A 22,269-nucleotide genomic window follows, 5' to 3' on the forward strand; every position below is an offset into this window, starting at 1 on the left:
ACCGTCCCCAAATGCACGACCTTCAGATTATCGCCGAGCGCCCGACACGGGCGTCAATGCCGCGCGAGCGGCTTCGTCCCTGGGCCGTTCACGTCGATCTGCTGCCGCCCGCCTATCTGTGGCCTCGTTACCGAGCCCAAGGTCCACCGGAGCCGATCCTCCATGTCGCCTGCATTCTGCATTCAGTTGGGCTGACCGCAACGAATGCGCTGCATCCGGTCGCCCGCGGTGCCTGGCGCGATTGGGTGCTCCAAGCCGACTCTGGTCGTCCCGGCGCAGTCACGCTTTGGGGGCGTGAAGTGTTGACATACGCAAATCGGGATCGCGCAGCTTGCACAAAATATTCTTCCGGGCCCGTCACGTCGAACCCACTTGTCAGAGACAGATCGATAGAAATCATCCAGAGGGCAGATATTCATGAAAAAGACCTACTGGGCACGCTCCGGAACTTATCAGATTACCTTCGGAAAATTTTGGTCCTTGATCCCAACGTATGGGGCTGTAGCCGAAAAGGGGAAGAGGCTGGAGAAATTCCGACAGGCGACGCAGGTGTATCGCGATCTCTACAACAATGGCTTTTGTAATCGTTTCGCGGAGGTCCAGACGGTTCTCGGCATTACCCCCAAACACTTCGGCGTCCACTACCGTGATCAATCTGGTGGATTGCATGTCCCGGCGTTTCTTGCCGTGGTTGAGCGGAGTATGGATCAATTCTTGCGCGACGCTGCCGAAGAACAAGGTATAGATATTGTCGAGCTGTCCGAACACCAGAGGATTGAAAGGATTGAGCGCTGAAAATGCTGGTCTGAATAGGGTGGAAGATCGATTGAGCGGTGCCAGTCGGCCCGAAAGGTGGCCAGAGAATTTGAGCGCCCGGCTGCCTATCAGAGAAGCAGCCACCCTCACACGGGTTGCAGACCGCGGGAATAAGCAGCGACCTGAACAAGGGCTGGCGAGAGGGCGAAGCCCGCAACAATCTGGCGCGCGTGTTCCGCATCAGCGTTTTCACCGACGAGAACGCCTTCGATGAAGTTATGGTGGAGGTGGGCCGCAATTTTGTCCGGTGGGCCCAGTTCTCTCTCAAGCGACGAAGGAGCAAACATGCGAACCTCTGCCTCGGCGATAAAATTCCCGTTCTTTGCGAGCATGCAGATCGGAATGACGTGACAAGCGGCCAGAGACTCAAATATCCTATCAACCACATAGTCTGCGTCGGCTTGAGACTTTACGAACGGCTCAGCTTCGGCCAATGCCATCGACGCGATCTGAATGACTTTTCGAAGTGCATGAGCGGCAACATCGGGGCCGTACGTTACGGGCTGGACAGACCATTTCGGCTCGTCGTTTCCATGTGGTCTGGGCACGAAATAGTCGGCAGAAATTTTCAACGCGACCCCCTTGCCTCCATCGCCAAATTCCTTCCAAAGATCGAAATCTTCGCCATGCGGCGCGAGACAAGCGATGTGGCACCCCCAGAACTTCCTAATGTCACTGTGGGCCAGACCTTCAAGGCGGTTGAATAGGCGCGTATGCATATAGCTCGAACTGGCGTCGCGGGCGTTTTCCTGAATAGTCAATTTCAGGATGCTCGAACCAAAGACGAATTCCTGTGGGTCTTTGGGCTGGTTGAATAGGGATGTCATCCAGAGTTGCTGTGATTTCAGTATTTTGGGCAAGGTCTCGAAAGAGGTATAGTGATACAAGGGCTGCTGTGACTGCCAATCCCTTGCGCCGAGCAGCCTACTGGACCAGTCATCGAACCGCGCTATCGCATCATCCAGATCTTTTGGTGGATCATATGCCACGACGATACTCCGGGTTTGCAAGTAGATTTAGCCGATGCGACCGGAGCTTATCTCCGTCACCTTCGCTTGGATACCGAAACCCGTGTGCCTGGTGCGGCCCCGCCCGGTGCACGTTCGCCACAAGCGCAGAAGAATTCCGCCGTCTGCGCATCGCGGACCTATACCACGAGAGCCCCAGCAACCTCACGCCCGCGACGTCAGTCTCGGCAGGGCCGCAACCATGCTCAAGCGACGATAGGGGATCAAAGCCAAGATCATCGAGAAGCGTCGCTTGCTGCATCGACAAACGGCAGCCTAAACTGAAATCTGCGCGAGCCAGACCCTCCGAACCGGATTATCAGACCCTCGTGTCCCAAATCATCTGACGACGGACAGTTGTGCTATCAACAGTGTGTGGCAATGGACGGGATCTCTAAGATAAGGCGAAAAATCCTCGCGACAGCACCGATGTTGGACGCGGGACAGGTGGCTGAAATCTTAGGCCTTTCAGCCGCACATGGTTTAGAAGGCCAGCAGGGTCTGCTGGGTTTCACCATCGACGGCCGCGTGATGTACCCGCTGTTCCAGTTTGATCTCGAACACGGATCGATTTACCCGGTGGTGTCACGCTTGATCGCGCTTAAACCGCGGAACTGGAGCACATTGCGCATGGTGCACTGGCTGCTGCGTCCGCACCTTGATTTCGGTGTTCCACCCGCGGACTACCTCGCTCAGGAGCCCGAAGAGGTCGTCTCGGCCTTCAAGCGCGAAATCGAGCTCGTGGTCCACGGGTAGGTCGATGTGGGCTTGCTTTCGGGCAGTTCAAACCGGTTGCCGAGAAGTCCCGATTGACCTTGGATCTTAGGGTTCCGAGAGTAACCCTGCGGCGAGGGCCGCCTTGCGGATGTTGGTGCCAGGCGTTAAATCAGACCGTTCGGCGACCTTACCCCACTGAAAAATTTGCGTGCTGTACGATTGCACCTCATATTACACCACAGAAAAATATTTGTGGTGCAAAGTATGGCCACATATCACAGTCAGATCGGCTCAGCCGCTTGGTCGGATCTTCTGCGTCTTCTAAAAGACGCCCGGGTCTCGGATCTCCGGGGTGTGCCAAAGATGCGGACGGTCGGAGGAAGATCATACTGGTATGATCACTTCCGGATCGGATCCGAGGTTGTAGACCGCTACATCGGAGAAGACAGCAAAGAGTTGCGCGAGCGGCTCGAGCGCGTCCGGGAGATCGGCGAGGCTCGCAAGACCGGTGAGCGCGAACGTGCGCGGCTCATGCGGATCCTGCGCGCCGAGGGATATCTGATGAGCGACGGGGGCACGGGTCAGATCATCTCTGCGATGGAGCGCTCTGGGGTTTTCCGGCTGGGCGGCACTCTTGTGGGCACGCAGGCGTTCCGCCATTACGAGGGTGAGCTCGGTGTGCGGATCGAGTTCAGCCATTCGGCCGTCACGGACGATATCGACATTTCAGGTTTCAAGAGGCTGTCGATCGCATTGGGCGACACGGTGAATGAGAACCTGGTGGATGCCTTCTCCACGCTAAAGTTCGAGCCGTTCCAGTCGCTGGAGAAGAATAAGGTCTGGCGCTGGCGGCAAACCGATCGCTCGACCCTGGTGGAGTTCCTGACGCCGTCTCGTGAAGAAGACGAAGGTCTGTGGGACCTTCCGGCGCTCGGGGTGAGCGCACAGAGCCTGCATTATCTCGACTACCTGATCGCCGAGCCGATCCAAGTGCCGTTTCTCTACCGATCGGGCGCCCTCGTGCAGATCCCGAGGCCCGAGAGGTTCGCGATCCACAAGTTGATCATTGCAGATCGGCGCCAGGCGGTTCCCGATCAACTCAAGGCCGGCAAGGACCGCGCACAAGCGGCATTCCTGGTCGAGGTTTTGAGTGAGGAGCGCCCGGAAGACCTTGCCGAAGCCTACGAGGTCGCCCGGGAGACGGGATCAGAATGGCGCGCGCGTCTCGATGCTACTCTCGCACGAATGCCGGCGACGCGTGCACGGCTTGAAGCCCTGCCCTGAGCCAAGCGCTCATGCCGGAGGCGGTCGCTGAAGTTTTCCACGAAACCATTCTGCATGCCGGGTCTTAGAACACAGCGGAAAGCGTCAGATTGCAGTCGCTTGGCTGTAGAGCCAAATGGCTGCCCGCACGACGAGCCACAAGCACAATGCTATAAGACCAGCTCCTCCCGTCGCCATCAGGAGAGATGCGCCAAATACAGTAAACGAGCACCAAAGGAATGCGAACACGAATACAACGACCTTGTCTCCGCGCTTGTACCGGGTCTGACGAACGGCTCGATTGAATATCCGATCGCCTTCTTCCTTTATTGTGTTCATTGCATCCCCCGAACATCTCGTTGTGCCTTGATGCGACAAGGACATCTAACGCGGCAACATGTACCTGATCGTGAGCGCCGCACCTTTCCCCGTCGGCGGCCGTGACACCACTACGTCCCCGGATCGAAACTCCTCGTACATCAAGTCGCAGCAGGTTGGCATGTTGTGGGACGAACCAGGATATCCTCCGATCGCCCGATGCACCTGACCAGAATTGATCTCCACGGAGGCGGCTCCGCGATGGGTCGCGGCGCTCAACTGCCGCTGAAGCTTTCGACGCAAGTCGTCTCTCCGAGACATGGCAGCCCCTCCGACGAGTGTACTGGAACATTATATCGAAATGGGAGGTAAGAGCGAATGTCGCAGCGGAGTGCAGTTCGGACGACGACGCAAGCGCTGGAACAGGAGTCAGGCGTACCCAAATCGAGGCGCCTGCACCATTCGCTCAGAGTGAAGATTGGGCGATCAAGTCGACACGGAAGAAGATTCTGTCGACCGGCGAGCTTTCTGAAGAACGCGCGTTGCCTGAATGGATCAGGAAGTTTGCGTGATGGTCGATACGCTCCGCTTGAGAGGCAGATGCCATCGTAAAGCCATCTCATCGCTTCCATGACTCCGCGGCTGGTCCTGTCAAAACTCCGGTGTCCTCTGTTCCGGGTAGTTCGGCGTACTTTCAGCCTTCGCTTTATCCGCCATCGTTCTTATCAGAGTCCGATCCCGCAAGAATTCTTGCGGAATCCTGGTTTGTGAAACCAAGCTTCCGACGTGCGAGGGTCGCTATGACAGGGATATTGATCGACCAGCGCCAACCGAAAAGAAAAAATCTTCACCTCGCTGCATATATTTTGTTGGTCACCACGACCTGGAGATGCGGGGCGTGTTCCGTGGGCGCTTCGGTTCGTCGGAAGCGGCTGATGATGGCTGGAGTCGCCCAACCGAGCTCTCGAAAGCCACCCAAGATGCTTGCTTTGCGACGTTTTTCATTAAGGATTCAATGATTCATAAGATTCAACGGCGATTTTCTCATTTAATTCAGTTAGATACAGCATTGCTTGCCGGAATTTCCCCGTTCCGCAACGGAATTTCCCCGCCAATTTCCGGAATTTCCCCGTGTGGCTCCGGAATCTTCCCGTCAAAATCCGGCAAATCCCCGTCTGAAGGTGTCCGAACGTGAGGTGTTTCGCGTCGCCGTCCTGAACGGCCACACCACCCTCGGCATACCCAACACTGAGGTCGCAGGATCAGTCTGCCCTGGGAACGGGGAGGATCGATTCTCGCTTGAAGCCGATTTGCGCATCAGAACCTTTGCTCTCAAAGATTATCGATTTTCGCGTCGAGAACGGCGAACCAATCTCCTTTGCTTAGAGGGTTTGCGTCTCCGATTTTCCGTTTGAAGAGATTTCTTTCGTCTCTTCGGGTTCGAGCCAATCTTCCTCTCCAAATACGACTGCCGAGGAAATGGTTGGTAATATCAATGCATTGCGAGAATTCTCAAAAATCTACTTCGTCGTTCGTCGAACGGACCAATGTCCCCTCTACGAAACCACTGATCGGGAGCGCGGAAGTCGCGCATCGGCTCGGAGTAAGCACCAGACACATCACCAAACTCGCAAGCGAGAACGCAATTCCCGGCGCGATGAAAGTGGGAAAGAAAATCTGGCGGTTCGATGCAGATCTGATCGAAAAATGGATTGAAGAATGTCAAAGTCCCCGACCTACATCTACAAGCAAGCCGGAAGCAAGAACTACTATCTGCGGGTCTCGGTCGACGGCGTCCAATATCGAGAATCGCTTCGTACAACTCATCGCCGGACAGCGGAAAAGCGGGCGAACGAGCGCATCAAAGAGCTTAGGGGCCGGGCGGAGGCCGGCGAACTCGACTGGCGGTTCGTGACCGGCGTGGTGTCCTTCGAGGATCAGCTGAACGCCGAAAACAGTTCCTGGTCGCCGGAGACCAGAAAACGCTATCTCGTGAGCCTTCGACAGATCTCGCGGGTGACCTCGGAGTATCTTTCGGAGATGGGGCGCGACGTCTGCGCCGTGATGGCGGGGGAGATCGACGTCGATTTCATCACCGAGTTCGTGACGCGTCGCTTGGAGGAAGATGTCTCGCCGGCGACGATCAATCGCGACCTCACCGCCTTCACGCAGTTGATGCGGCACATCCAGAACAAGAAATGGATCGACCACAATCCGGTCAAGGCCTACGAGAAGCAGGGCCTGACCGAGAGCCAGCCGGATATCGTAATGCCGGCAGACGCGGCCATCGCCAAACTGGCAGCGCGGGCACCCGGCACGCTGCAGTACTTTCCGGGATTCATGGATGCCTGCGGCTGCCGCGTGACTGAAGCCGCCCTGTTGTCGTGGAGCGACATCCGAAGGCTGGATCAGGACGACGGGGCGACCCTCACGTTCCGGCACACCAAGGGACGGATTGCCCGGACGATCCTGTTGCGTCGCGAGGCGGTCGAGATCCTTCGCCGGATTCCGCGGTCGAACCGGTCGCCATACGTCTTCTGGAACGATACCGAGCACGGCCACTACAAGGACATCTCGAACTTGTTCTGGCAGTTCGGCCAGGACATCGAGTTCGGCTCACGGCTCTATGACATTCGCCACAAGTTTGCCGTTGATCGGCTGCGGGCGGGCTGGTCGGTGTACCGGGTCAGCCGATACCTGGGCCACAGGTCGGTCAAGACGACCGAGCGGTACTACTTCCGGTACCTGACTCAGGAGGAGCAGGCCCGCGCCCTGGCTGACGGCGACAATGGTTTCTGACCGACTATAGCATTTCTTCGACTCGCACAGACGTGTGAAGGGCCCCGCTATCTGGCGGGGCCCTTTCGCATTCGGTCCCCAATCTTCTGTCCCAACCGACCCACGAACGGCGCAGACGAGAAAGCCAGCTATGACAGCGTTTGTGGTACCGTCGGAAGCCCGGAGACGTCATAGTATGACGTCATTTGCCCATCCGGAACCCAAAGGGTCTTCCCCGGGTGGTGCAGGGAGCGGGCACAATGTCTTTTATTTTCAGGGGGTTAGTGGCGGAGAGACAGGGATTCGAACCCTGGGTGGGCGCAAACCCACAACGGTTTTCGAGACCGCCCCGTTCGACCGCTCCGGCACCTCTCCGCGTCGGTGGTCGCAGGCCCGCCGTTTAGCGGGACGGACGGGGCTGCGCAAGGGGTTTTCGGTGCTTCCTGTCCCCGGTCCGCGGGGAATACATCGGGCGTGCCTGGCGTCCCCATCCTTGCTTGACTTTCCGGTGATGATTCCGGATAAGCCCGCATCTCCGGGGGTCGGTTCGGCGCCCGGGTAATGTCATATCGCCCCTCCGAGGGGCGCGCAGTCCGAAGGCGCCCCTCAGCAGCGGGGCCGAACGCCCGGGGTCGGGGGCCGCGGGACGCGGGGTTTGGAAAGGAAGACAGATGTTCGCGGTCCTCAGGACGGGCGGCAAGCAATACAAGGTCCAGGCGGGCGACGTGCTCCGCGTGGAGAAGCTTGCGGCAGAAGCGGGCCAGACGGTCCAGTTCAACGACATCCTCATGCTCGGCGGCGAAAAGCCGGTTCTGGGCGAGCCGCTCGTCGCCGGTGCGGCGGTGCAGGCGGAAGTCGTGGCCGAGATCAAGGCCGACAAGGTCATCAACTACGTCAAGCGTCGCCGGAAGCACTCCTCGCAGCGCACCAAGGGTCATCGCCAGCAACTGACGCTGGTGAAGATCACCGAGATCCTCGCCTCCGGCGCCGACAAGTCGGGCGTGACGGCGGCGATCGGCGCGGCGGCGGGCCGTCGCGCGGCGCATGACGCGGGCGCGGCTCCGGTCGAGAAGCCGGCGGCGAAGGCCAAGGCCGCGCCGAAGGCGAAGGCGGAAGCGAAACCCGCGGAAGCGGCGGCCGAGGCTGCCCCGGCGAAACCGAAGCGCGCGCCCAAGAAGGCCGCGGAAGCCAAGGAGTAATCCACCATGGCACACAAAAAAGCAGGCGGCTCGTCCCGCAACGGCCGCGATACCGCCGGCCGTCGTCTCGGCGTGAAGCTCTACGGCGGCGAGGCCGTCCGTCCGGGCAACATCATCGTGCGTCAGCGCGGGACCAAGTGGTTCCCGGGCGAGGGCGTCGGCATGGGCACTGATCACACGATCTTCGCCATGACCGAGGGCCGCGTCAGCTTCAAGAAGGGCTTCAAGGGCCGCACGTTCATTTCCGTGCTCCCGGTGCCCGAGGCAGCCGAATAGCCGAACCTCTCGAGGTCTGATTTGGACGGGGGATCGGCGAGACGCCGGTCCCCCGATCCTTTTCCGGCCCCGGAAGACCCAATGTTGCCTCTCAGGGGATTGCCGGGCAGCCCGCGCTGCCCCACCTGAGAGCGGAGGAGACAGCGCCGGGCCCCGCAGGCCCCGCGCAAAGACCCGGGCGGTAGCCGCCCCGGGCGTGCGCTTCGCAGGAGGAGTGAATGCGAGTGGACACTATCGAGACCCGGCCCGTGATCCCGGCGGAGCGCTTCGTGCTGCGTCCGATCCGCAAGTCCGACGCGGGTCTCATCGCGCTTTACACTGCCGACCGCCGCGTGGCGGAGGCGACGCGCTCGATCCCGCACCCGCTGCCGCCCGGCGCGACAGAGGCCTATATCGGCCGCGTCACCGCTCCCAGCGGGGGAGAGGACGTCTGGGTCCTCGACGGCTCCGCGGAGGGGTTGGGCGAGGTGCTCGGTGCCATCGGGCTGAAGAAGATGGACCGCGACCAGTACGAGATCGGCTACTGGGTCGCGCCCGCCTTCTGGAACACCGGCTTCGCCAGCGAGGCCGTGCGCACGCTGCTCGCGGCCAACCCGCTCGGCGCACGCACGATCTTCGCCGAGGTCTTCCAGGACAACCCGGTCTCGGCCCGCGTGCTCGCGAATTGCGGCTTCGACTATATCGGCGACGCCGAAACCTTCTCGGTCGCGCGCGACGCGCGGGTGCCGACCTGGACCTATGTGAAAAAGCTCGGCTGACCGCGCGAAGGGCGCGGAACGCTTGAGGGCCGGGCCCTTTGGGTCTATCGCCTGCGGGCGGGAAAAATGAAAGCGCGGCGATGAAATTCCTCGATCTGGCCAAGGTCAACATCCGGTCCGGCGGCGGTGGCGGCGGTTGCGTCAGCTTCCGGCGCGAGAAATTCGTCGAGTTCGGTGGCCCCGACGGCGGCGACGGCGGCAATGGCGGCTCGGTCTGGGCCGAGGCTGTCGAAGGTCTGAACACGCTGATCGACTTCCGCTACCAGCAGCATTTCTTCGCCAAGTCCGGCCAGCCCGGCATGGGCCGCCAGAAGACCGGCAAGTCCGGCGAGGACGTGGTCCTCCGGGTCCCCGTCGGCACCGAGATCCTGGAGGAGGACGAGGAAACCCTCGTCGCCGACCTGATCGAGCCGGGCCAGCGCGTGCTTCTGGCCCGTGGCGGCAACGGCGGCTGGGGCAACCTGCATTTCAAGACCGCGACCAACCAGGCCCCGCACCGCGCCAACCCGGGGCAGGAGGGGGTGGAGCGCGCGCTCTGGCTCCGTCTTAAGCTGATCGCGGACGCGGGCCTCGTCGGCCTGCCGAATGCCGGCAAGTCGACCTTCCTCGCCGCCTGCTCCAACGCGCGGCCCAAGATCGCGGATTACCCCTTCACCACGCTGGTGCCGAACCTCGGCGTCGTCGGCATCGACGGGCGAGAGTTCGTCATGGCCGACATTCCCGGCCTGATCGCCGGGGCGAGCGAGGGCAGGGGGCTGGGTGACCAGTTCCTCGCCCATGTCGAGCGCTGCGAAGTGCTGCTGCATCTCGTCGACGGCACCTCCTCCACCATCACCCGCGACTACAAGACAATCGTGGAAGAGCTGGAGGCGTATGGTTACGGCCTGTCCGACAAGCCGCGGATCGTGGCGTTGACCAAGATCGACGCGCTCGATGCCGCAACCGTCGGCCGCCGCCGCCGTGCGCTGGAAAAGGCCAGCGGCGGGCCGGTGCTGGCGATCTCTGCCGTCGCCGGCGGCGGCATGCCCGAGGTGCTGCGCGCGGTCCTCGCCCGCGTTCGCCCCGCGGCGGAGGCGCAGGAAGAGACTGTGAAATGGCACCCCTGACCCGTGCCCGGCCCGACCTGCGCGCGGCGCGACGGCTGGTCGTCAAGATCGGCTCTGCGCTTCTGGTCGAAAGCCGCCCTGGTATGCGTGAGGCCGGTGACCGCGAGGCCGGCGCCCTGCGCCTCGCCTGGCTGAAGGCGCTGGCGCTCGACGTGGCCGAGGCCAAGGCCCGCGGTGCCGACGTGGTGATCGTCTCCTCCGGCTCCATCGCGCTGGGTCGCGGCGTGCTGAACCTGCCCGCCGGCCCGCTCCCGCTCGAGCAGAATCAGGCCGCCGCCGCGGTCGGCCAGATCCGCCTTGCCCGTGCCTACGAGGAGGCGCTCGCGCCCCATGGCATCGTCACCGCTCAGGTGCTGATGACGCTGGAGGACAGCGAGGACCGCCGCCGCTACCTCAATTCCCGGGCGACGCTGGAACAGCTCCTCGCGTTGGGCGTGGTGCCGATCGTGAACGAGAACGACACCGTGGCGACCGACGAGATCCGGTTCGGCGACAACGACCGCCTCGCCGCCCAGATCGCGGTGACGGTGGGGGCGGACCAGCTCCTGCTGCTCTCCGATGTCGATGGTTTCTACTCGGCCAACCCGAAGGAGGACCCCTCGGCGATCCGGTTCGAGACGGTCGAGACGATCACGCCCGAGATCGAGGCCATGGCCGGCGATCCGATCTCTGGCCTCTCGCGCGGCGGGATGAAGACGAAGCTGATGGCCGCCAAGGTCGCGGTCGCAGGCGGCTGCGCCATGGCGATCCTCGAGGGCTCCGTTGCCCGGCCGCTGACGGCGCTGGCCGAGGGGGCGAACTGCACCTGGTTCCTCGCCCATGACGACCCGCAGGCGGCGCGGAAGCGCTGGATCGGCACGATGAAGCCGCGGGGCGAGTTCACCGTCGACGCGGGCGCGGCCCAGGCGCTCGGCGCGGGCAAGTCGCTGCTGCCGGCGGGCGTCGTCGCGGTCTCCGGCCATTTCGGGCGCGGCGATCCCGTGGCGATCCTCGGGCCCGCCGGCGAGATGCTGGGCAAGGGGCTGACCCGCTACACGGCGGCGGAGGCGCGTGCGATCAAGGGGCACCGGTCCTCCGAAATCGCCGAGATCCTGGGCGCGCCGGGGCGGTCGGTCCTGGTGCATCGGGACGACATGGTGGTTTGAGCCGGGGTTTCCCGGGGCTAGGCCCCGGACCCCGGGAAATTTTCGGACGGAAGAAGGGGCGGGCCATGGACGGGACGGAGCGTGGCGAGGATATCGCGGGCCTGATGACCGGTCTCGGCCGGGCAGCGCGCGCGGCGGCGGCTGAACTGGCCTTCGCCGATCCTGAGGCCAAGACCCGCGCGCTGGAGGCCGCGGCCGATGCCGTCTGGGCGCGGCGGGCGGAGATTCTGGCCGCCAATGCCGAAGACATGGAATTCGGCGCGGCGAAGGGGCTGTCGCCCGCGATGATGGACCGGCTTCGGCTAGACGAGGAGCGCATCGGCGGGATCGTCGCGGGGCTGCGCGCGGTGGCGGGCCAGCCCGATCCCGTCGGTGCGGTTCTGGCCGAATGGGACATGCCGTCGGGCCTTCATATCAAGCGGGTCAGGACACCCCTCGGCGTCATCGGCGTGATCTACGAGAGCCGGCCGAACGTGACCGCCGATGCCGGCGCGCTCTGCCTGAAGGCCGGCAACGCGGTGATCCTGCGCGGCGGCTCGGAAAGCTTCCATTCCTCCCGCGCGATCCATGCCTGCCTGATCGAGGGACTGAAGGCCGCGGGCCTGCCGGAGGCGGCAATCCAGCTGGTGCCCACACGCGACCGTGCGGCGGTCAGCGAGATGCTGAAGATGGTGGAGTTCATCGACGTGATCGTGCCCCGTGGCGGCAAGGGCCTGGTCGGGCTCGTCCAGCGCGAGGCACGGGTCCCGGTCTTCGCCCATCTCGAGGGGATCGTGCACCTCTACGTCGACGCCTCTGCCGACCCGGCTAAGGCGCTGCGGGTGGTGCTGAATGCCAAGACCCGCCGCACCGGCATCTGCGGCGCGGCCGAATGCCTGCTGATCGACCGCCCCGTCGCGGCGACGCTCGGGGCCGACCTGATCGCGGCACTGGTTGCGGCAGGCGTGCGGGTTCATGCCGACGAGGAGCTGGCCAAGCTCCCCGGCACGACGCCAGCGACTGCGGAGGATTGGGGTCGCGAATACCTCGACATGGACATCGCCGCCAAGGTGGTGGACGGGGTGGACGACGCCATCGCCCATATCCGCCGCTATGGCTCGAACCACACCGAAGGCGTGATCGCAGAGGACGACGCAGTGGCGGAGCGGTTCTTCTCCCGCCTCGACTCGGCGATCCTGATGCGCAACGCCTCCACCCAGTTCGCCGATGGTGGCGAATTCGGCATGGGCGGCGAGATCGGCATTGCCACCGGCAAGCTGCATGCCCGCGGCCCGGTCGGCGCGGCGGAACTGACGAGCTTCAAGTATCTTGTCGAGGGCGACGGCACGATCCGGGGCTGAACCCGCTCAGAAGGCGGCCCTGATCTCGGTCTCGCCGATCTCGCAGGACAGCCGCCGCCCGCGTGCGGCGGCGGCCTCGGGCGCCAGCGCGAACTGCACCTGCGCCGGCGTCAGATCGGGCAGCCCGGCCTCGCCCCGGAACGCCGCCCAGAGCGCCGCGTCGATCTTCAGCCGCCGCGCCTTGCCCACAAACTTCCAGGGCTCGCCTTCCCTGGCGACGGTGATCTCGCCGCCGAAGGGCAGGGCCGTCTCCAGGCACTGGAGGACCAGGAAGGCCAGCTTCACCTCCGCCCGCGCCTGGTCGCCCGGCACCTGCCAGTCGACCGAGAGCCGCGCGCCCTCGGTGAGATCGGCAAGGATGGAAAGGATCTCCGGCCGCCCGACACGCTGCTCGTCGCCGGCGAACCCGAAGGCCACGCGGTAGAACCGGATCCGCGCATTCGCGGCGGCCACGCTTTCGGCGATCAGCCCCAGTTCCGGCTCGCCGGTCCCGCCCCCGCCAAGCCCCATCAGTTCGACCCCATTGCCGATTGCGCCCAGCGGGCTGATAAGGTCATGGCAGATTCGCGATCCGACGAGCGCCGGGAGATCCAGTTTGTCGGGCATGGTCCGGGTCTTTCCTATGGAGTGCCGCCGATGCAGGGCGTCAACGCGATCTTGGAGCCGGGAATGCTGGTTCGGCATCCGGACCGGCCCGATTGGGGGCTGGGCCAGGTGCAGTCTCGGATCGGAACGCGCATCACCATCACCTTCGAACACGCAGGCAAGGTCGTCATCGACGGCACCCGCGTCGCCCTCCGGCCGGAACCGGAGATGCGGGACAACTATGGATTGTAAAGCCCGCGGTTTGCAACGGAATCCGGCCGTGGTGCCGCGGGGAGGGCGATCTTGTTGCATTCCGACAATGCGAGGCCTACAACCCGTCCTCCAGAGACCGGAACCGGAGCCCGGCCAACGCCGATGATATCCGACGAGCCATATTTTCAGGTCCGGCTGGCACGCGACGAGCGGGACCTGCTGGCCGCCCAGAGGCTGCGCTACGAAGTCTTCGTCGAGGAGCTCGGCGGTGACGGCACCCTGGTCGATCATGAGCGCCGGCTGGAGCGCGACGAGTTCGACCCGGTGTTCGAGCATCTCCTGCTGATCGACAACCGCCGGGACGCGGGCGCGCTGGAGGATGTCGTGGGCGTCTACCGCCTGCTGACCGACGAGGCCGCCGCCCGCTTCGGGCGCTATTATTCCGAGGGCGAATACGACCTTGGTGCGCTCCGCCGCTCCGGCCGCAAGCTGGTGGAACTGGGGCGCTCCTGCGTCCATGCCGATTTCCGCGGCGGCACGGCGATGTTCCACCTATGGAACGGGCTGGCCGATTTCGTCCTGCAGCGCGAGATCGAGATCATGTTCGGCGTTGCGAGCTTCCACGGCACCGATATCGAGGCGCTGAAGATGCCGCTGGCCTACCTCCACCACAATCACCTCGCCCCCGACGGGCTGCGGGTGCGGGTGCAGGAGGAGCATTTCCAGACCATGGACCTCGTCCCCGCCGAGCAGCTCGACCGCCGCGCCGCGATGGTCGGCACGCCGGCGCTGATCAAGGCCTATCTGCGCCTCGGCGGCTTTGTCGGCGAGGGGGCCTTCGTCGACCGGCCCTTCAACACCACCGATGTCTGTCTGCTGATGGACACGGCGCGGATGTCGGAGCGCCACAAGGGCTTTTACACCCGCAAGTACGAGGCGCGGGGGTGACGCCCTGGAACCCGGAGGACGAGCCTGCCCGGGTGCCGATCGGCCCAGGCGGCTGGCTGCGCGTGGCGCTGCGCGGCACGACATTGGGCGCCTTGACCTATGGCAGCCTTGTCCTTCTCCTGATCGTGCGGATGGTCGAGCGACCGCTCTGCGGTCACAACCGCCCGGTCACGCCCTTCATCACCCAGTTCGTCTGCCGCTCCGCGCTCGGGATTCTCGGCGTCCGCCACAGCGTGCGCGGCCGGCCCATGGCGCAGAAGGGGGCGGTGGTCTCGAACCACGCCTCGTGGTTCGACATCTTCACGCTGAACGCCTGCCAGCGGATCTATTTCGTCGCCAAGTCGGAGGTGCGCGGCTGGGCCGGGATCGGCTGGCTCGCTAGGGCGACCGGAACGGTGTTCATCGCCCGCCGCGGCAGCGAGGCGAAGCGCCAGCAGGCCCTGTTCGAGGAACGTCTGCGCAGCGGCCACAAGCTTCTGTTCTTCCCCGAGGGCACCTCGACCGACGGGCTCAGGGTGCTGCCGTTCAAGTCGACGCTCTTCGCGGCCTTCTTCAGCCCGGGCCTTTGCGAAGAGCTGCACATCCAGCCGGTCAGCGTGGTCTACCGCGCCCCTACCGGGCAGGATGCGCGCTTCTACGGCTGGTACGGCGACATGGATTTCGCCCCGCATCTGCTCAAGCTGCTCGCCGCCCCGCGGCAGGGCTCGGTAGAAGTGGTGTTCCATGATCCCGTGAGGATCGCCGATTTCCCCGACCGCAAGGCGCTCGCCGCCCATTGCGAGGCGCAGGTGCGCAGCGCGCTGGAAGCGACCGATCCCCGGGCCCGAAACAGCGTCGCATAGCGGCGCCGGCGCTCCAACCCCGGGCCGGTCCTACCCCAACGGCGCGATCAGCGCCTTCAGGGCTGCCAGCGAATCGTCCTCGCGCCAGATCTCCTCGCCGATGGCGAAGAAATCCGTGACCGGCGCCAGCGCCTCGACCGCGGCAAGGCTCATCGCGCCCTCCGCCACCACCGGCACCTCGATCATCTCCGACCACCAGGCGAACAGGTCCCGCTCCGCCACCACCCCGCTGCCTAGCGTGGTCTCGCCGACCGGCCCGAAGCTCACGTAATCCGCTCCGGCCTCGCCCGCGTTCATCCCGTCGTGCCGCGAGGCGCCGCAGAAGGCGCCGACGATGGCCTCCGTCCCCAGCGCCTTCCGTGCCGCGCGGATAGAGCGGGCGGCATCGACCAGATGCACCCCGTCAAGCCCGTGCCGCTCGGCGATGGCGAAATGCGTCTCCACCACGATCGGGATGTCACGGCCATGCGCGATCTCGCGCAGCCGGTCTGCCGCGCGGCCGATCTCGCTCTCGTCGCGCGTGGCAAGCGAGAGGCGCAGACAGGCCACCTCCACCCCGTCGAGCAAGGCCGAAAGCCGATCGGCGAACGGGTCCAGCGCGAAGGCCGGGGGGGTGACGAGATAGATCTGCGGGCGATCGGGCTGCGACATCTGATGCCTCGGGGTTCCGGCGGGTTCCGGCCGTCCTAGCCGGTTTTGCGCGGCTTGCAAACAGCGCCCTTCGCGGGCGGCACGCCGGGGCAGGGGACCTGCCATCCCCAGGCGCCCGCGCCTCTGGCCTCGCCCACCTTGCCGCCGGACCCGCCCAAGGCTATCACGCCCGCCATGACCGACCAACCGATCCCCGAGACGCCGACAGAGCCCGTCCTCGTCCTCGTCCGCCCGCAGATGGGCGAGAACATTGGCGCCGCCGCCCGCGCCATGCTGAACTTCGGCCTCACCCGGATGCGCGTCGTCGCCCCGCGCGACGGCTGGCCCAATCCCAAGGCCGTCGCCATGGCCTCCGGCGCCGCCCGCGTCCTCGACCGCGCTGGCCGGTTCGACACGCTGCCCGAGGCGCTGCGAGACTGCCATTACACCTTCGCCACGACCGCCCGGAACCGCGAGCTGACGAAACCCGTCCTCACCCCGGAGGAGGCGATGGCCCAGGCCCATGCGCTCACCGCGCAGGGCAAGCGCGTGGGCCTCCTCTTCGGCCCGGAACGCACGGGGCTCGAGAACGATGACGTCGCCCGCGCCGACGCGCTGATCACCGTGCCGGTGAACCCGGAGTTCCCCTCGATCAACCTGGCGCAATGCGTGCTGCTGCTCGCTTACGAATGGCGCCGCCAGGGCGAGGCCGCCGCCGCAGCCCCCACGCCCCAGACCGCGCCCGACTACGCCACCGGCCTCGAGATCGAGAAGTTCGGCGACCATATCGAGGAGGTCCTCGACACCGCCGGCTTCTTCTTCCCGCCCGCCAAGGCGCCCAACATGAAGACCAACGTCCGCAACATGTGGGGCCGCCTGCCGCTGACCCGCGCCGACGTGCAGATATTGCACGGAATGTTGCGCCAGATCGTCCGGTGGAAGGGCAGCGACGCGCCTTGAAGCCGCCGCCGCCCGGCCCTACTGTCCCGCCGATCGAGGGAGGTCACATGGCCGAGAAACGCGCAATCTTCGAGGAGGTGACCGAGCGGTCCTTCTCCACCCCCCAGGGCGGTCTGATCGAGCGGAGGACGCAGGGCTCCCGCCGCGCCATCCGCGCCTGGCTGATCCTGATCTTCGCGATGATCTCCGCGATGGTCCTCGTCGGCGGGCTGACCCGGCTGACGGACTCGGGCCTCTCGATCACGCAGTGGAAGCCGGTCTCGGGGGTGATCCCGCCGCTCGGCCAGGCCGCCTGGCAACATGTCTTCAACCTTTACAAGCATTCCCCCCAGTACAAGCTTGAGAACCAGGGCATGACGCTTGCCCAGTTCAAGTTCATCTACTGGTGGGAGTGGAGCCACAGGCTGCTGGGCCGTACCATCGGACTCGTCTGGGCGGTGGGCTTCTTCGGCTTCTGGGCCGCGGGCAAGATCCCGTCCGGCTGGAAGGGGCGGCTGTTCCTTCTGGGCGTTCTCGGCGGCATCCAGGGGGCAATCGGCTGGTGGATGGTCTCCTCGGGCCTCCACGGCCACATGATCGCGGTGGCCTCGTACCGGCTCGCCACCCATCTCGGCATCGCCTTCTTCATCCTCGGGCTGACCGGCTGGTTCATCCTGCAGATGTCGCGGAGCGAGGCGCAGCTGCTGCAGGCCCGCCGCCAGGGTGAGAAGAAGCTTTTCGGGATGTCGACGGGTGTGCTGCACATGCTCTTCATCCAGATCCTGCTCGGCGCGCTGGTCGCGGGCATCGACGCCGGCCGCAACTACCCGACCTGGCCCTTGATGAATGGGCATCTCTTCCCGGCAGACGCCTTCATGGTTCCCGGCGGCGGCGCCACCTGGCGCGCCTTCTTCGAGAACCCGGGGCTCGTGCAGTTCATCCACCGCAGCTGGGGTTACCTTCTGGTGATCTTCGGGCTGGTCACGGCCTTCAAGGGTCGCCGCTCCGCCCATGCCGCGACGCGCGGTGCGTTTACGGCGATGGGCGTGATGCTTCTGATCCAGATGACTCTGGGCATCTTCACCGCGCTCTACGCGGCGCCGCTGCGCGTCGCCATCGTCCACCAGGCCGGGGCCATCGTGCTCTGGACCCTCGTCCTGCGCGCCCGCCATACGGCGCGCTATCCAATCGTCGGCTCGATCCGGAAGGGAACCGCATGACCGCCTACACCGACCTCATGGCCTACCAGCGCGATACCGAGGCGCTGGCCCAGATCTCCGGCCGCCTTGGCTGGGATCAGGAAACCATGATGCCGCGCGGCGCGGCCGAGCAGCGGGGAGAGGAGATGGGGGCGATCGAAGGCGTCCTGCACGCGCGGCGCACCGATCCCCGCATCGCCGACTGGCTGGAGAAGGCCAGGCCCGAGGGCGAGGTCGCCGAGGCCCAGTTGCGCCAGATCCGCCGCGAATTCGACCGCGCGACCAAGATCCCGGCGCGTCTGGCGACAGAGATCGCCCGCGTCACCTCCGTCGCTCAGGGCATCTGGGCCGAGGCGCGCGCCGCCGAAGACATCCCCGCCTTCCTGCCGACGCTCGAACGCGTCGTGGCGCTCCGGCGCGAGGAGGCGGCGGCGCTCGCCGCCGGCGGCGACCTCTACGATGCGCTTCTGGACGATTACGAGCCCGGCGCGACCCAGGCGTCCGTCGCCGCGATCTTCGATGGCATGCGCCCCCGCCTCGTCGCCCTGCGCGAGGCCATCCTCGGCGCCGAGCGCCAGCCGAAGCCGCTCGAGGGGCATTTCCCGGCAGCCACCCAGATGAAGCTGGCGCAGGAGCTTGCCTCCGCCTTCGGATACGACTGGTCGCGCGGACGGCTGGACCTTGCCGTCCACCCGTTCTCGAACGGCTCGGGCAATGACGTGCGCATCACCACCCGCACCGTGGAAAGCGAGCCCTTCAACTGCGTCTATTCGACGATCCACGAGACCGGCCACGCCGCCTACGAGCAGGGCGTCGATGCCGCCTACCTGCTGACGCCGCTGGGGCAGGGCTGCTCGATGGGCGTCCATGAAAGCCAGAGCCGGATCTACGAGAACCAGCTCGGCCGCTCCCGCGCCTTCACCTCCTGGCTCTATGGCCGGATGGGCGAACATTTCGGCCCGCTCTCGGCCGGGGACGCCGACGCCTTCTACGGCGCGGTGAACCGTGTCGAGGCCGGCTTCATCCGCACCGAGGCCGACGAGGTGCATTACAACCTGCATGTCATGCTGCGCTTCGATCTGGAGCGGCAGCTGATTTCCGGCGCGCTGGAGGTCAAGGGCCTCGAAGAGGCATGGAATGGCAGATTTGTGCAAGATTTTGGCCAAAAGGTGGCAAAGCCCTCGCAGGGAATGTTGCAGGATGTCCACTGGTCGGTGGGTCTTTTCGGCTATTTCCCGACCTATACGCTGGGCAATGTCTATGCCGGCTGCCTGATGAAGGCGCTGCGCGCGGCAGTTCCGGACGTTGACGAGGCCCTGGCCCGCGGCGATGCCAGTCCTGCCACCCGCTGGCTGAAGGATCGGCTCCAGCGCCACGGCCGCCTGCGCTCCCCCCGCGCCACGATCGCCGCGGCCTGCGGCTTCGAGCCGTCGGAAGGCCCGCTCCTCGACTATCTCGAAGCCAAGTTCGGCGAGATTTACGCCCTCTGATCCAAGAGGAGCCTCCCCGGGGCTTCTTCTTGGCCCAAATACTCATGCCAAGGCCCGCCAGGATCCCCCCGGCGGGCCTTTTCGCTCCGAACACATTCCAAAAACCAAATCGGTGCGAAAGCGGTGTAAAAGCGGTGCTTTTACGGTATCGCCTTTTCCAAGCCTTCCCAGCCCCTTGTGCGCTTCTCCTCACGCACGCTCAAACCCCCTCCGGCCACTCCGGCGCCCGCTTTTCGATGAAGGCGTTGATGCCCTCCTCGGTGTCCCGCCACAGCATGTTCTCGACCATCACCGCCGCCGTGTGCTCGTAGGCCTCGGCCAGCCCCATCTCTATCTGCTCGTAGAATGCCCGCTTGCCAATTTTGACCGCCGCGCCGAGCTTGCCCGCCACCGTCTCGGCCAGCCAGAACGCCTCGTCCGACAGGGCTTCCTTCGGCACGACCCGGTTGACCAGCCCGATCCGCTCCGCCTTCGCGGCATCGATCAGTGCCCCGGTCGTCAACATCTCCAGCGCCTGCTTGCGGCCGACCGCGCGGCTGAGGGCAACCATGGGGGTGGAGCAGAAAAGCCCGATATTCACGCCGTTTACGCCGAATCTGGCAGCTTCCGACGCCACGGCCATGTCGCAGGTGGCGACCAGCTGGCAGCCTGCGGCGGCCGCCACGGAATGCACCTCGGCGATAACCGGTTGGGGCAGGCGGGTGATCTGCTGCATCACGCTGGCGCAGCGGCGGAAGAGATCCTCGAAATAGGCCCGGCCCTTGTCCTCGGCCTGCCGGCCGGCCTGCATCTCCTTCAGGTCATGCCCGGCACAGAACGCCTTGCCGGCGCCCCTCAGGATCACTGCCTTGACCGTGGGTTCGCCCTCCAGCCGCGTCAGCGCCGCCGATAGCGCCGCCAGCATCGCGTCCGACAGCGCGTTCAGCGCCCCCGGACGGTTCAGCGTCAGGATGGCGACCGCCCCCTCGTCCGCGCGCAATACCAGTTCCTCGTCCATGCCTGTTCCTCCCGGATGCACCAAAACTCTAGAGCCCCCGCCGCCCCGCGAAAAGCCCGGGGCTGGCGGCTCTTTCCGCCGGGGAGAGAAACCGGTAACCTGCCACCCCGGAACAAGGCGCAGGGGAGGGCCAGTCCATATGGCGTTCATGGAGGCTATGCGCTACCGCGCCGTGAAGATCCTCGCCAATACAAGCAAGGTCTTGCTTTCGCTGCACCTTTTCCTGTTTCCGAAGCTCCGGTTGACTCTGCCTCAGACTGCCCCTGCGCGCCGCCCGGCGCCCGCGGGCCGCATCCCACGGATCGTGTGGCAGACCAATTACACAAGGGCGGTCACGTTGCAGGTCTACACCTGCTTCTGCTTCAACCGCCTTATCGCGCCGACCTGCGAATACCGCTTCCACGGCGACGCCGAGGCTGACCGCTACGTGGAAGAACACTTCCCCGGTCGCATCGCCCGCGCCTATGCCCGCCTGCGTATCGGCGCGGCGCGAGCGGATTTCTGGCGTGTGCTGGTGCTCCTCAAAGAGGGCGGTATGTACCTCGACATCGACTCCAACTTCACCAGCAATCCGGAACGTTTCCTGAAAGGCGATCCCGAAGGCGTCTTCATCGCCATGAAGAATGGCGAGGTGACAAACTACTTCCTCGCCTCTGCTCCCGGAAATCCGGCGCTGCAGGCGGTCGTCGACCGGATTGTGGAGAATATAGAGGCGGGCGAGTTGACCAGCGTCTACGACCTTACCGGCCCGACCGTGCTCGACGCTGTGGTGAAGGCGGCGGGGATCGCCCCGCTCAGCTACAAGCTCGCCTGCACCCAGGGCCAGTTCATCAACAAGCGCGGCCAGTACCGCGACAAGCCGAACGGCGCGTGGCACGTCGCACAGCAGACGCAGAAGATCGTGGCGAGCGAGAAGGCAGAGTAGCCGGGCGCGCGGGCAGGATGGTGAAGCTCAGCCCTTTCCGCCGGCGTATTTGAACTTGCCTTCGACCTGGGCGCCGCTCTCGATCACCAGGGTATCGTAGGTGATCTGCACCTTCGCTTCGGCCGAGGAGCGCAGCACCGCCTCGCTGCAGCTGGCAGAGCCATCCAGATGGCCCTTCACCTCGACCTTCTCGGCCCGGATCTTGCCTGTCACCTTGCCGCCGGTCCCGACGGTCAGTGCGCGGGCGTCGATATCTCCCCGAACCTCGCCCAGCACCTCGACCGCGCCTGCGGATGAGATATTGCCGGTGATCTTCAGGTCCGCGCTTAGATGCGAGGTGCCGCCGGCTTCGCTCCGCGTTGCGGGCAGCGTCTCACCTTCGGCGGATTTGCTGAACATCTGTCTCTCCTCCTCGGGTGTTCGTGCGGGCGCGGACGCGTACCGTGCCTTTCGCAAAGAGTTAGACACAATGGCCCGGCAGAGGGTCAAGGGCGGATTGGGGCGCATCGCGCATTTGCGCGGCGCCCGGGCCGATTCCGGCAAGAAAGTGCCGTGGGCCGTTTCAGGGTCGCGAGTCGGGACCAGATTCGGGTTCCGAAGACGTGAAAGGGGAGGGAATCGCGGGTTATCAACAGTTTGGCGCCTATCTTTGTTGATAACCCGGGGTGCCCTCAGGCGGGGATCCGCCGCAAACCCCAAGGATTCCTGGGGTGTTCGAAAAAGTTTCATCTTCCCGCATTTTGCCTCTTGCGGGTCTTGGTTGGGGGCCGTAGATACC

General features: G+C 64.7%; 22 protein-coding genes, 1 tRNA gene and 1 pseudogene. 18 read left to right on the forward strand and 6 right to left on the reverse strand.

Annotation, left to right across the window (positions count from 1 at the left end; all coding sequences use genetic code 11):
* Nucleotides 1-417: 417 nt before the first annotated feature.
* On the forward strand, nucleotides 418-795 hold the full coding sequence (locus EIP85_RS21655) for a hypothetical protein (RefSeq protein ID WP_127904294.1): 378 nt from the start codon (nucleotides 418-420) through the stop codon (nucleotides 793-795).
* 107 nt (nucleotides 796-902) lie between these two features.
* On the opposite strand, the gene EIP85_RS21660 is transcribed toward EIP85_RS21655, so the two are convergent.
* Nucleotides 903-1,805, reverse strand: coding sequence for a hypothetical protein (locus tag EIP85_RS21660; protein ID WP_127904295.1), 903 nt, complete (start codon nucleotides 1,803-1,805; stop codon nucleotides 903-905).
* Nucleotides 1,806-2,204: 399 nt separating this feature from the next.
* Between EIP85_RS21660 and EIP85_RS21665 the strand changes: the two genes are divergently transcribed.
* From EIP85_RS21665 to EIP85_RS21680, 4 genes and pseudogenes are all read left to right on the forward strand, one after another.
* The gene (locus tag EIP85_RS21665) at nucleotides 2,205-2,579 is read left to right on the forward strand and encodes a hypothetical protein (RefSeq protein ID WP_127904296.1); all 375 of its coding nucleotides are present in this window, start codon (nucleotides 2,205-2,207) and stop codon (nucleotides 2,577-2,579) included.
* Nucleotides 2,580-2,804: 225 nt separating this feature from the next.
* Nucleotides 2,805-3,824, forward strand: a complete 1,020-nt coding sequence (locus EIP85_RS21670) for a nucleotidyltransferase family protein (protein WP_127904297.1) — start codon at nucleotides 2,805-2,807, stop codon at nucleotides 3,822-3,824.
* 1,792 nt (nucleotides 3,825-5,616) lie between these two features.
* A pseudogene (locus tag EIP85_RS23555) lies at nucleotides 5,617-5,784 on the forward strand (hypothetical protein); the annotation flags it as partial.
* Between the two features lie 56 nt (nucleotides 5,785-5,840).
* Nucleotides 5,841-6,920, forward strand: a complete 1,080-nt coding sequence (locus EIP85_RS21680; protein WP_127904299.1) for a tyrosine-type recombinase/integrase — start codon at nucleotides 5,841-5,843, stop codon at nucleotides 6,918-6,920.
* A 264-nt stretch (nucleotides 6,921-7,184) separates the two neighbouring features.
* On the opposite strand, the gene EIP85_RS21685 is transcribed toward EIP85_RS21680, so the two are convergent.
* Nucleotides 7,185-7,274: transfer RNA gene (locus EIP85_RS21685), tRNA-Ser, on the reverse strand.
* Nucleotides 7,275-7,570: 296 nt separating this feature from the next.
* Between EIP85_RS21685 and rplU the strand changes: the two genes are divergently transcribed.
* From rplU to EIP85_RS21715, 6 genes are all read left to right on the forward strand, one after another.
* On the forward strand, nucleotides 7,571-8,098 hold the full coding sequence (gene rplU / locus EIP85_RS21690) for a 50S ribosomal protein L21 (protein ID WP_127904300.1): 528 nt from the start codon (nucleotides 7,571-7,573) through the stop codon (nucleotides 8,096-8,098).
* Between the two features lie 6 nt (nucleotides 8,099-8,104).
* Nucleotides 8,105-8,374, forward strand: coding sequence for a 50S ribosomal protein L27 (rpmA, locus tag EIP85_RS21695; protein WP_127904301.1), 270 nt, complete (start codon nucleotides 8,105-8,107; stop codon nucleotides 8,372-8,374).
* A 218-nt stretch (nucleotides 8,375-8,592) separates the two neighbouring features.
* Nucleotides 8,593-9,132 (forward strand): GNAT family N-acetyltransferase, encoded by a 540-nt coding sequence (locus tag EIP85_RS21700; protein WP_127904302.1) that lies wholly within the window; start codon nucleotides 8,593-8,595, stop codon nucleotides 9,130-9,132.
* An 80-nt stretch (nucleotides 9,133-9,212) separates the two neighbouring features.
* Nucleotides 9,213-10,238: a GTPase ObgE gene (gene obgE, locus EIP85_RS21705; protein ID WP_127904303.1), complete on the forward strand. Its 1,026-nt coding sequence runs from the start codon at nucleotides 9,213-9,215 to the stop codon at nucleotides 10,236-10,238.
* Nucleotides 10,226-11,383, forward strand: coding sequence for a glutamate 5-kinase (proB, locus tag EIP85_RS21710; RefSeq protein ID WP_127904304.1), 1,158 nt, complete (start codon nucleotides 10,226-10,228; stop codon nucleotides 11,381-11,383). The genes obgE and proB overlap by 13 nt, the downstream gene beginning before the upstream one ends.
* Before the next feature lie 65 nt (nucleotides 11,384-11,448).
* Nucleotides 11,449-12,723 (forward strand): glutamate-5-semialdehyde dehydrogenase, encoded by a 1,275-nt coding sequence (locus EIP85_RS21715; RefSeq protein ID WP_127904305.1) that lies wholly within the window; start codon nucleotides 11,449-11,451, stop codon nucleotides 12,721-12,723.
* A 6-nt stretch (nucleotides 12,724-12,729) separates the two neighbouring features.
* On the opposite strand, the gene EIP85_RS21720 is transcribed toward EIP85_RS21715, so the two are convergent.
* Complete coding sequence (locus EIP85_RS21720; RefSeq protein ID WP_127904306.1) at nucleotides 12,730-13,329, reverse strand: histidine phosphotransferase family protein; 600 nt, start codon at nucleotides 13,327-13,329, stop codon at nucleotides 12,730-12,732.
* 30 nt (nucleotides 13,330-13,359) lie between these two features.
* On the opposite strand from EIP85_RS21720, the gene EIP85_RS21725 reads away from it, so the two are divergent.
* From EIP85_RS21725 to olsA, 3 genes are all read left to right on the forward strand, one after another.
* Nucleotides 13,360-13,560: a DUF3553 domain-containing protein gene (locus EIP85_RS21725; protein ID WP_127904307.1), complete on the forward strand. Its 201-nt coding sequence runs from the start codon at nucleotides 13,360-13,362 to the stop codon at nucleotides 13,558-13,560.
* A 123-nt stretch (nucleotides 13,561-13,683) separates the two neighbouring features.
* The gene (gene olsB, locus EIP85_RS21730; protein ID WP_127904308.1) at nucleotides 13,684-14,469 is read left to right on the forward strand and encodes an L-ornithine N(alpha)-acyltransferase; all 786 of its coding nucleotides are present in this window, start codon (nucleotides 13,684-13,686) and stop codon (nucleotides 14,467-14,469) included.
* Nucleotides 14,466-15,311 (forward strand): lyso-ornithine lipid O-acyltransferase, encoded by an 846-nt coding sequence (gene olsA / locus EIP85_RS21735; protein WP_127904309.1) that lies wholly within the window; start codon nucleotides 14,466-14,468, stop codon nucleotides 15,309-15,311. Before olsB ends, olsA begins: the two co-directional genes overlap by 4 nt.
* A gap of 30 nt (nucleotides 15,312-15,341) precedes the next feature.
* On the opposite strand, the gene EIP85_RS21740 is transcribed toward olsA, so the two are convergent.
* Nucleotides 15,342-15,962, reverse strand: coding sequence for a thiamine phosphate synthase (locus tag EIP85_RS21740; protein ID WP_127904310.1), 621 nt, complete (start codon nucleotides 15,960-15,962; stop codon nucleotides 15,342-15,344).
* A gap of 174 nt (nucleotides 15,963-16,136) precedes the next feature.
* Between EIP85_RS21740 and EIP85_RS21745 the strand changes: the two genes are divergently transcribed.
* Genes EIP85_RS21745 through EIP85_RS21755 form a run of 3 tightly spaced genes read left to right on the forward strand, consistent with a single transcriptional unit; the run spans nucleotide 16,137 to nucleotide 19,569 of the window.
* Nucleotides 16,137-16,901, forward strand: coding sequence for an RNA methyltransferase (locus tag EIP85_RS21745; RefSeq protein ID WP_127904311.1), 765 nt, complete (start codon nucleotides 16,137-16,139; stop codon nucleotides 16,899-16,901).
* Between the two features lie 47 nt (nucleotides 16,902-16,948).
* Complete coding sequence (ctaA, locus tag EIP85_RS21750) at nucleotides 16,949-18,100, forward strand: heme A synthase (RefSeq protein WP_127904312.1); 1,152 nt, start codon at nucleotides 16,949-16,951, stop codon at nucleotides 18,098-18,100.
* The gene (locus EIP85_RS21755; protein ID WP_127904313.1) at nucleotides 18,097-19,569 is read left to right on the forward strand and encodes a carboxypeptidase M32; all 1,473 of its coding nucleotides are present in this window, start codon (nucleotides 18,097-18,099) and stop codon (nucleotides 19,567-19,569) included. The genes ctaA and EIP85_RS21755 overlap by 4 nt, the downstream gene beginning before the upstream one ends.
* 199 nt (nucleotides 19,570-19,768) lie before the next feature.
* Here the strand turns inward: EIP85_RS21755 and EIP85_RS21760 are convergent, their stop codons facing one another.
* Nucleotides 19,769-20,566: an enoyl-CoA hydratase gene (locus EIP85_RS21760; RefSeq protein WP_127904314.1), complete on the reverse strand. Its 798-nt coding sequence runs from the start codon at nucleotides 20,564-20,566 to the stop codon at nucleotides 19,769-19,771.
* Nucleotides 20,567-20,705: 139 nt separating this feature from the next.
* Between EIP85_RS21760 and EIP85_RS21765 the strand changes: the two genes are divergently transcribed.
* Nucleotides 20,706-21,491, forward strand: coding sequence for a glycosyltransferase family 32 protein (locus EIP85_RS21765; protein WP_127904315.1), 786 nt, complete (start codon nucleotides 20,706-20,708; stop codon nucleotides 21,489-21,491).
* A gap of 27 nt (nucleotides 21,492-21,518) precedes the next feature.
* On the opposite strand, the gene EIP85_RS21770 is transcribed toward EIP85_RS21765, so the two are convergent.
* A complete protein-coding gene (locus EIP85_RS21770) occupies nucleotides 21,519-21,890 on the reverse strand; it encodes a bactofilin family protein (protein ID WP_127904316.1) in 372 nt (123 codons plus the stop codon).
* Nucleotides 21,891-22,269: the final 379 nt, after the last annotated feature.

Origin of the sequence: Solirhodobacter olei, assembly GCF_004010155.1 — a bacterium.
GTDB classification, from domain to species: domain Bacteria; phylum Pseudomonadota; class Alphaproteobacteria; order Rhodobacterales; family Rhodobacteraceae; genus Solirhodobacter; species Solirhodobacter olei.

Coding starts and splice junctions, on each gene's coding strand:
- EIP85_RS21655 (WP_127904294.1), top strand. CDS start 418: ATGAAAAAGACCTACTGGGCACGCTCCGGAACTTATCAGATTACCTTC.
- EIP85_RS21665 (WP_127904296.1), top strand. CDS start 2,205: ATGGACGGGATCTCTAAGATAAGGCGAAAAATCCTCGCGACAGCACCG.
- EIP85_RS21670 (WP_127904297.1), top strand. CDS start 2,805: ATGGCCACATATCACAGTCAGATCGGCTCAGCCGCTTGGTCGGATCTT.
- EIP85_RS21680 (WP_127904299.1), top strand. CDS start 5,841: ATGTCAAAGTCCCCGACCTACATCTACAAGCAAGCCGGAAGCAAGAAC.
- rplU (WP_127904300.1), top strand. CDS start 7,571: ATGTTCGCGGTCCTCAGGACGGGCGGCAAGCAATACAAGGTCCAGGCG.
- rpmA (WP_127904301.1), top strand. CDS start 8,105: ATGGCACACAAAAAAGCAGGCGGCTCGTCCCGCAACGGCCGCGATACC.
- EIP85_RS21700 (WP_127904302.1), top strand. CDS start 8,593: ATGCGAGTGGACACTATCGAGACCCGGCCCGTGATCCCGGCGGAGCGC.
- obgE (WP_127904303.1), top strand. CDS start 9,213: ATGAAATTCCTCGATCTGGCCAAGGTCAACATCCGGTCCGGCGGCGGT.
- proB (WP_127904304.1), top strand. CDS start 10,226: ATGGCACCCCTGACCCGTGCCCGGCCCGACCTGCGCGCGGCGCGACGG.
- EIP85_RS21715 (WP_127904305.1), top strand. CDS start 11,449: ATGGACGGGACGGAGCGTGGCGAGGATATCGCGGGCCTGATGACCGGT.
- EIP85_RS21720 (WP_127904306.1), bottom strand. CDS start 13,329: ATGCCCGACAAACTGGATCTCCCGGCGCTCGTCGGATCGCGAATCTGC.
- EIP85_RS21725 (WP_127904307.1), top strand. CDS start 13,360: ATGCAGGGCGTCAACGCGATCTTGGAGCCGGGAATGCTGGTTCGGCAT.
- olsB (WP_127904308.1), top strand. CDS start 13,684: ATGATATCCGACGAGCCATATTTTCAGGTCCGGCTGGCACGCGACGAG.
- EIP85_RS21740 (WP_127904310.1), bottom strand. CDS start 15,962: ATGTCGCAGCCCGATCGCCCGCAGATCTATCTCGTCACCCCCCCGGCC.
- EIP85_RS21745 (WP_127904311.1), top strand. CDS start 16,137: ATGACCGACCAACCGATCCCCGAGACGCCGACAGAGCCCGTCCTCGTC.
- ctaA (WP_127904312.1), top strand. CDS start 16,949: ATGGCCGAGAAACGCGCAATCTTCGAGGAGGTGACCGAGCGGTCCTTC.
- EIP85_RS21755 (WP_127904313.1), top strand. CDS start 18,097: ATGACCGCCTACACCGACCTCATGGCCTACCAGCGCGATACCGAGGCG.
- EIP85_RS21760 (WP_127904314.1), bottom strand. CDS start 20,566: ATGGACGAGGAACTGGTATTGCGCGCGGACGAGGGGGCGGTCGCCATC.
- EIP85_RS21765 (WP_127904315.1), top strand. CDS start 20,706: ATGGCGTTCATGGAGGCTATGCGCTACCGCGCCGTGAAGATCCTCGCC.
- EIP85_RS21770 (WP_127904316.1), bottom strand. CDS start 21,890: ATGTTCAGCAAATCCGCCGAAGGTGAGACGCTGCCCGCAACGCGGAGC.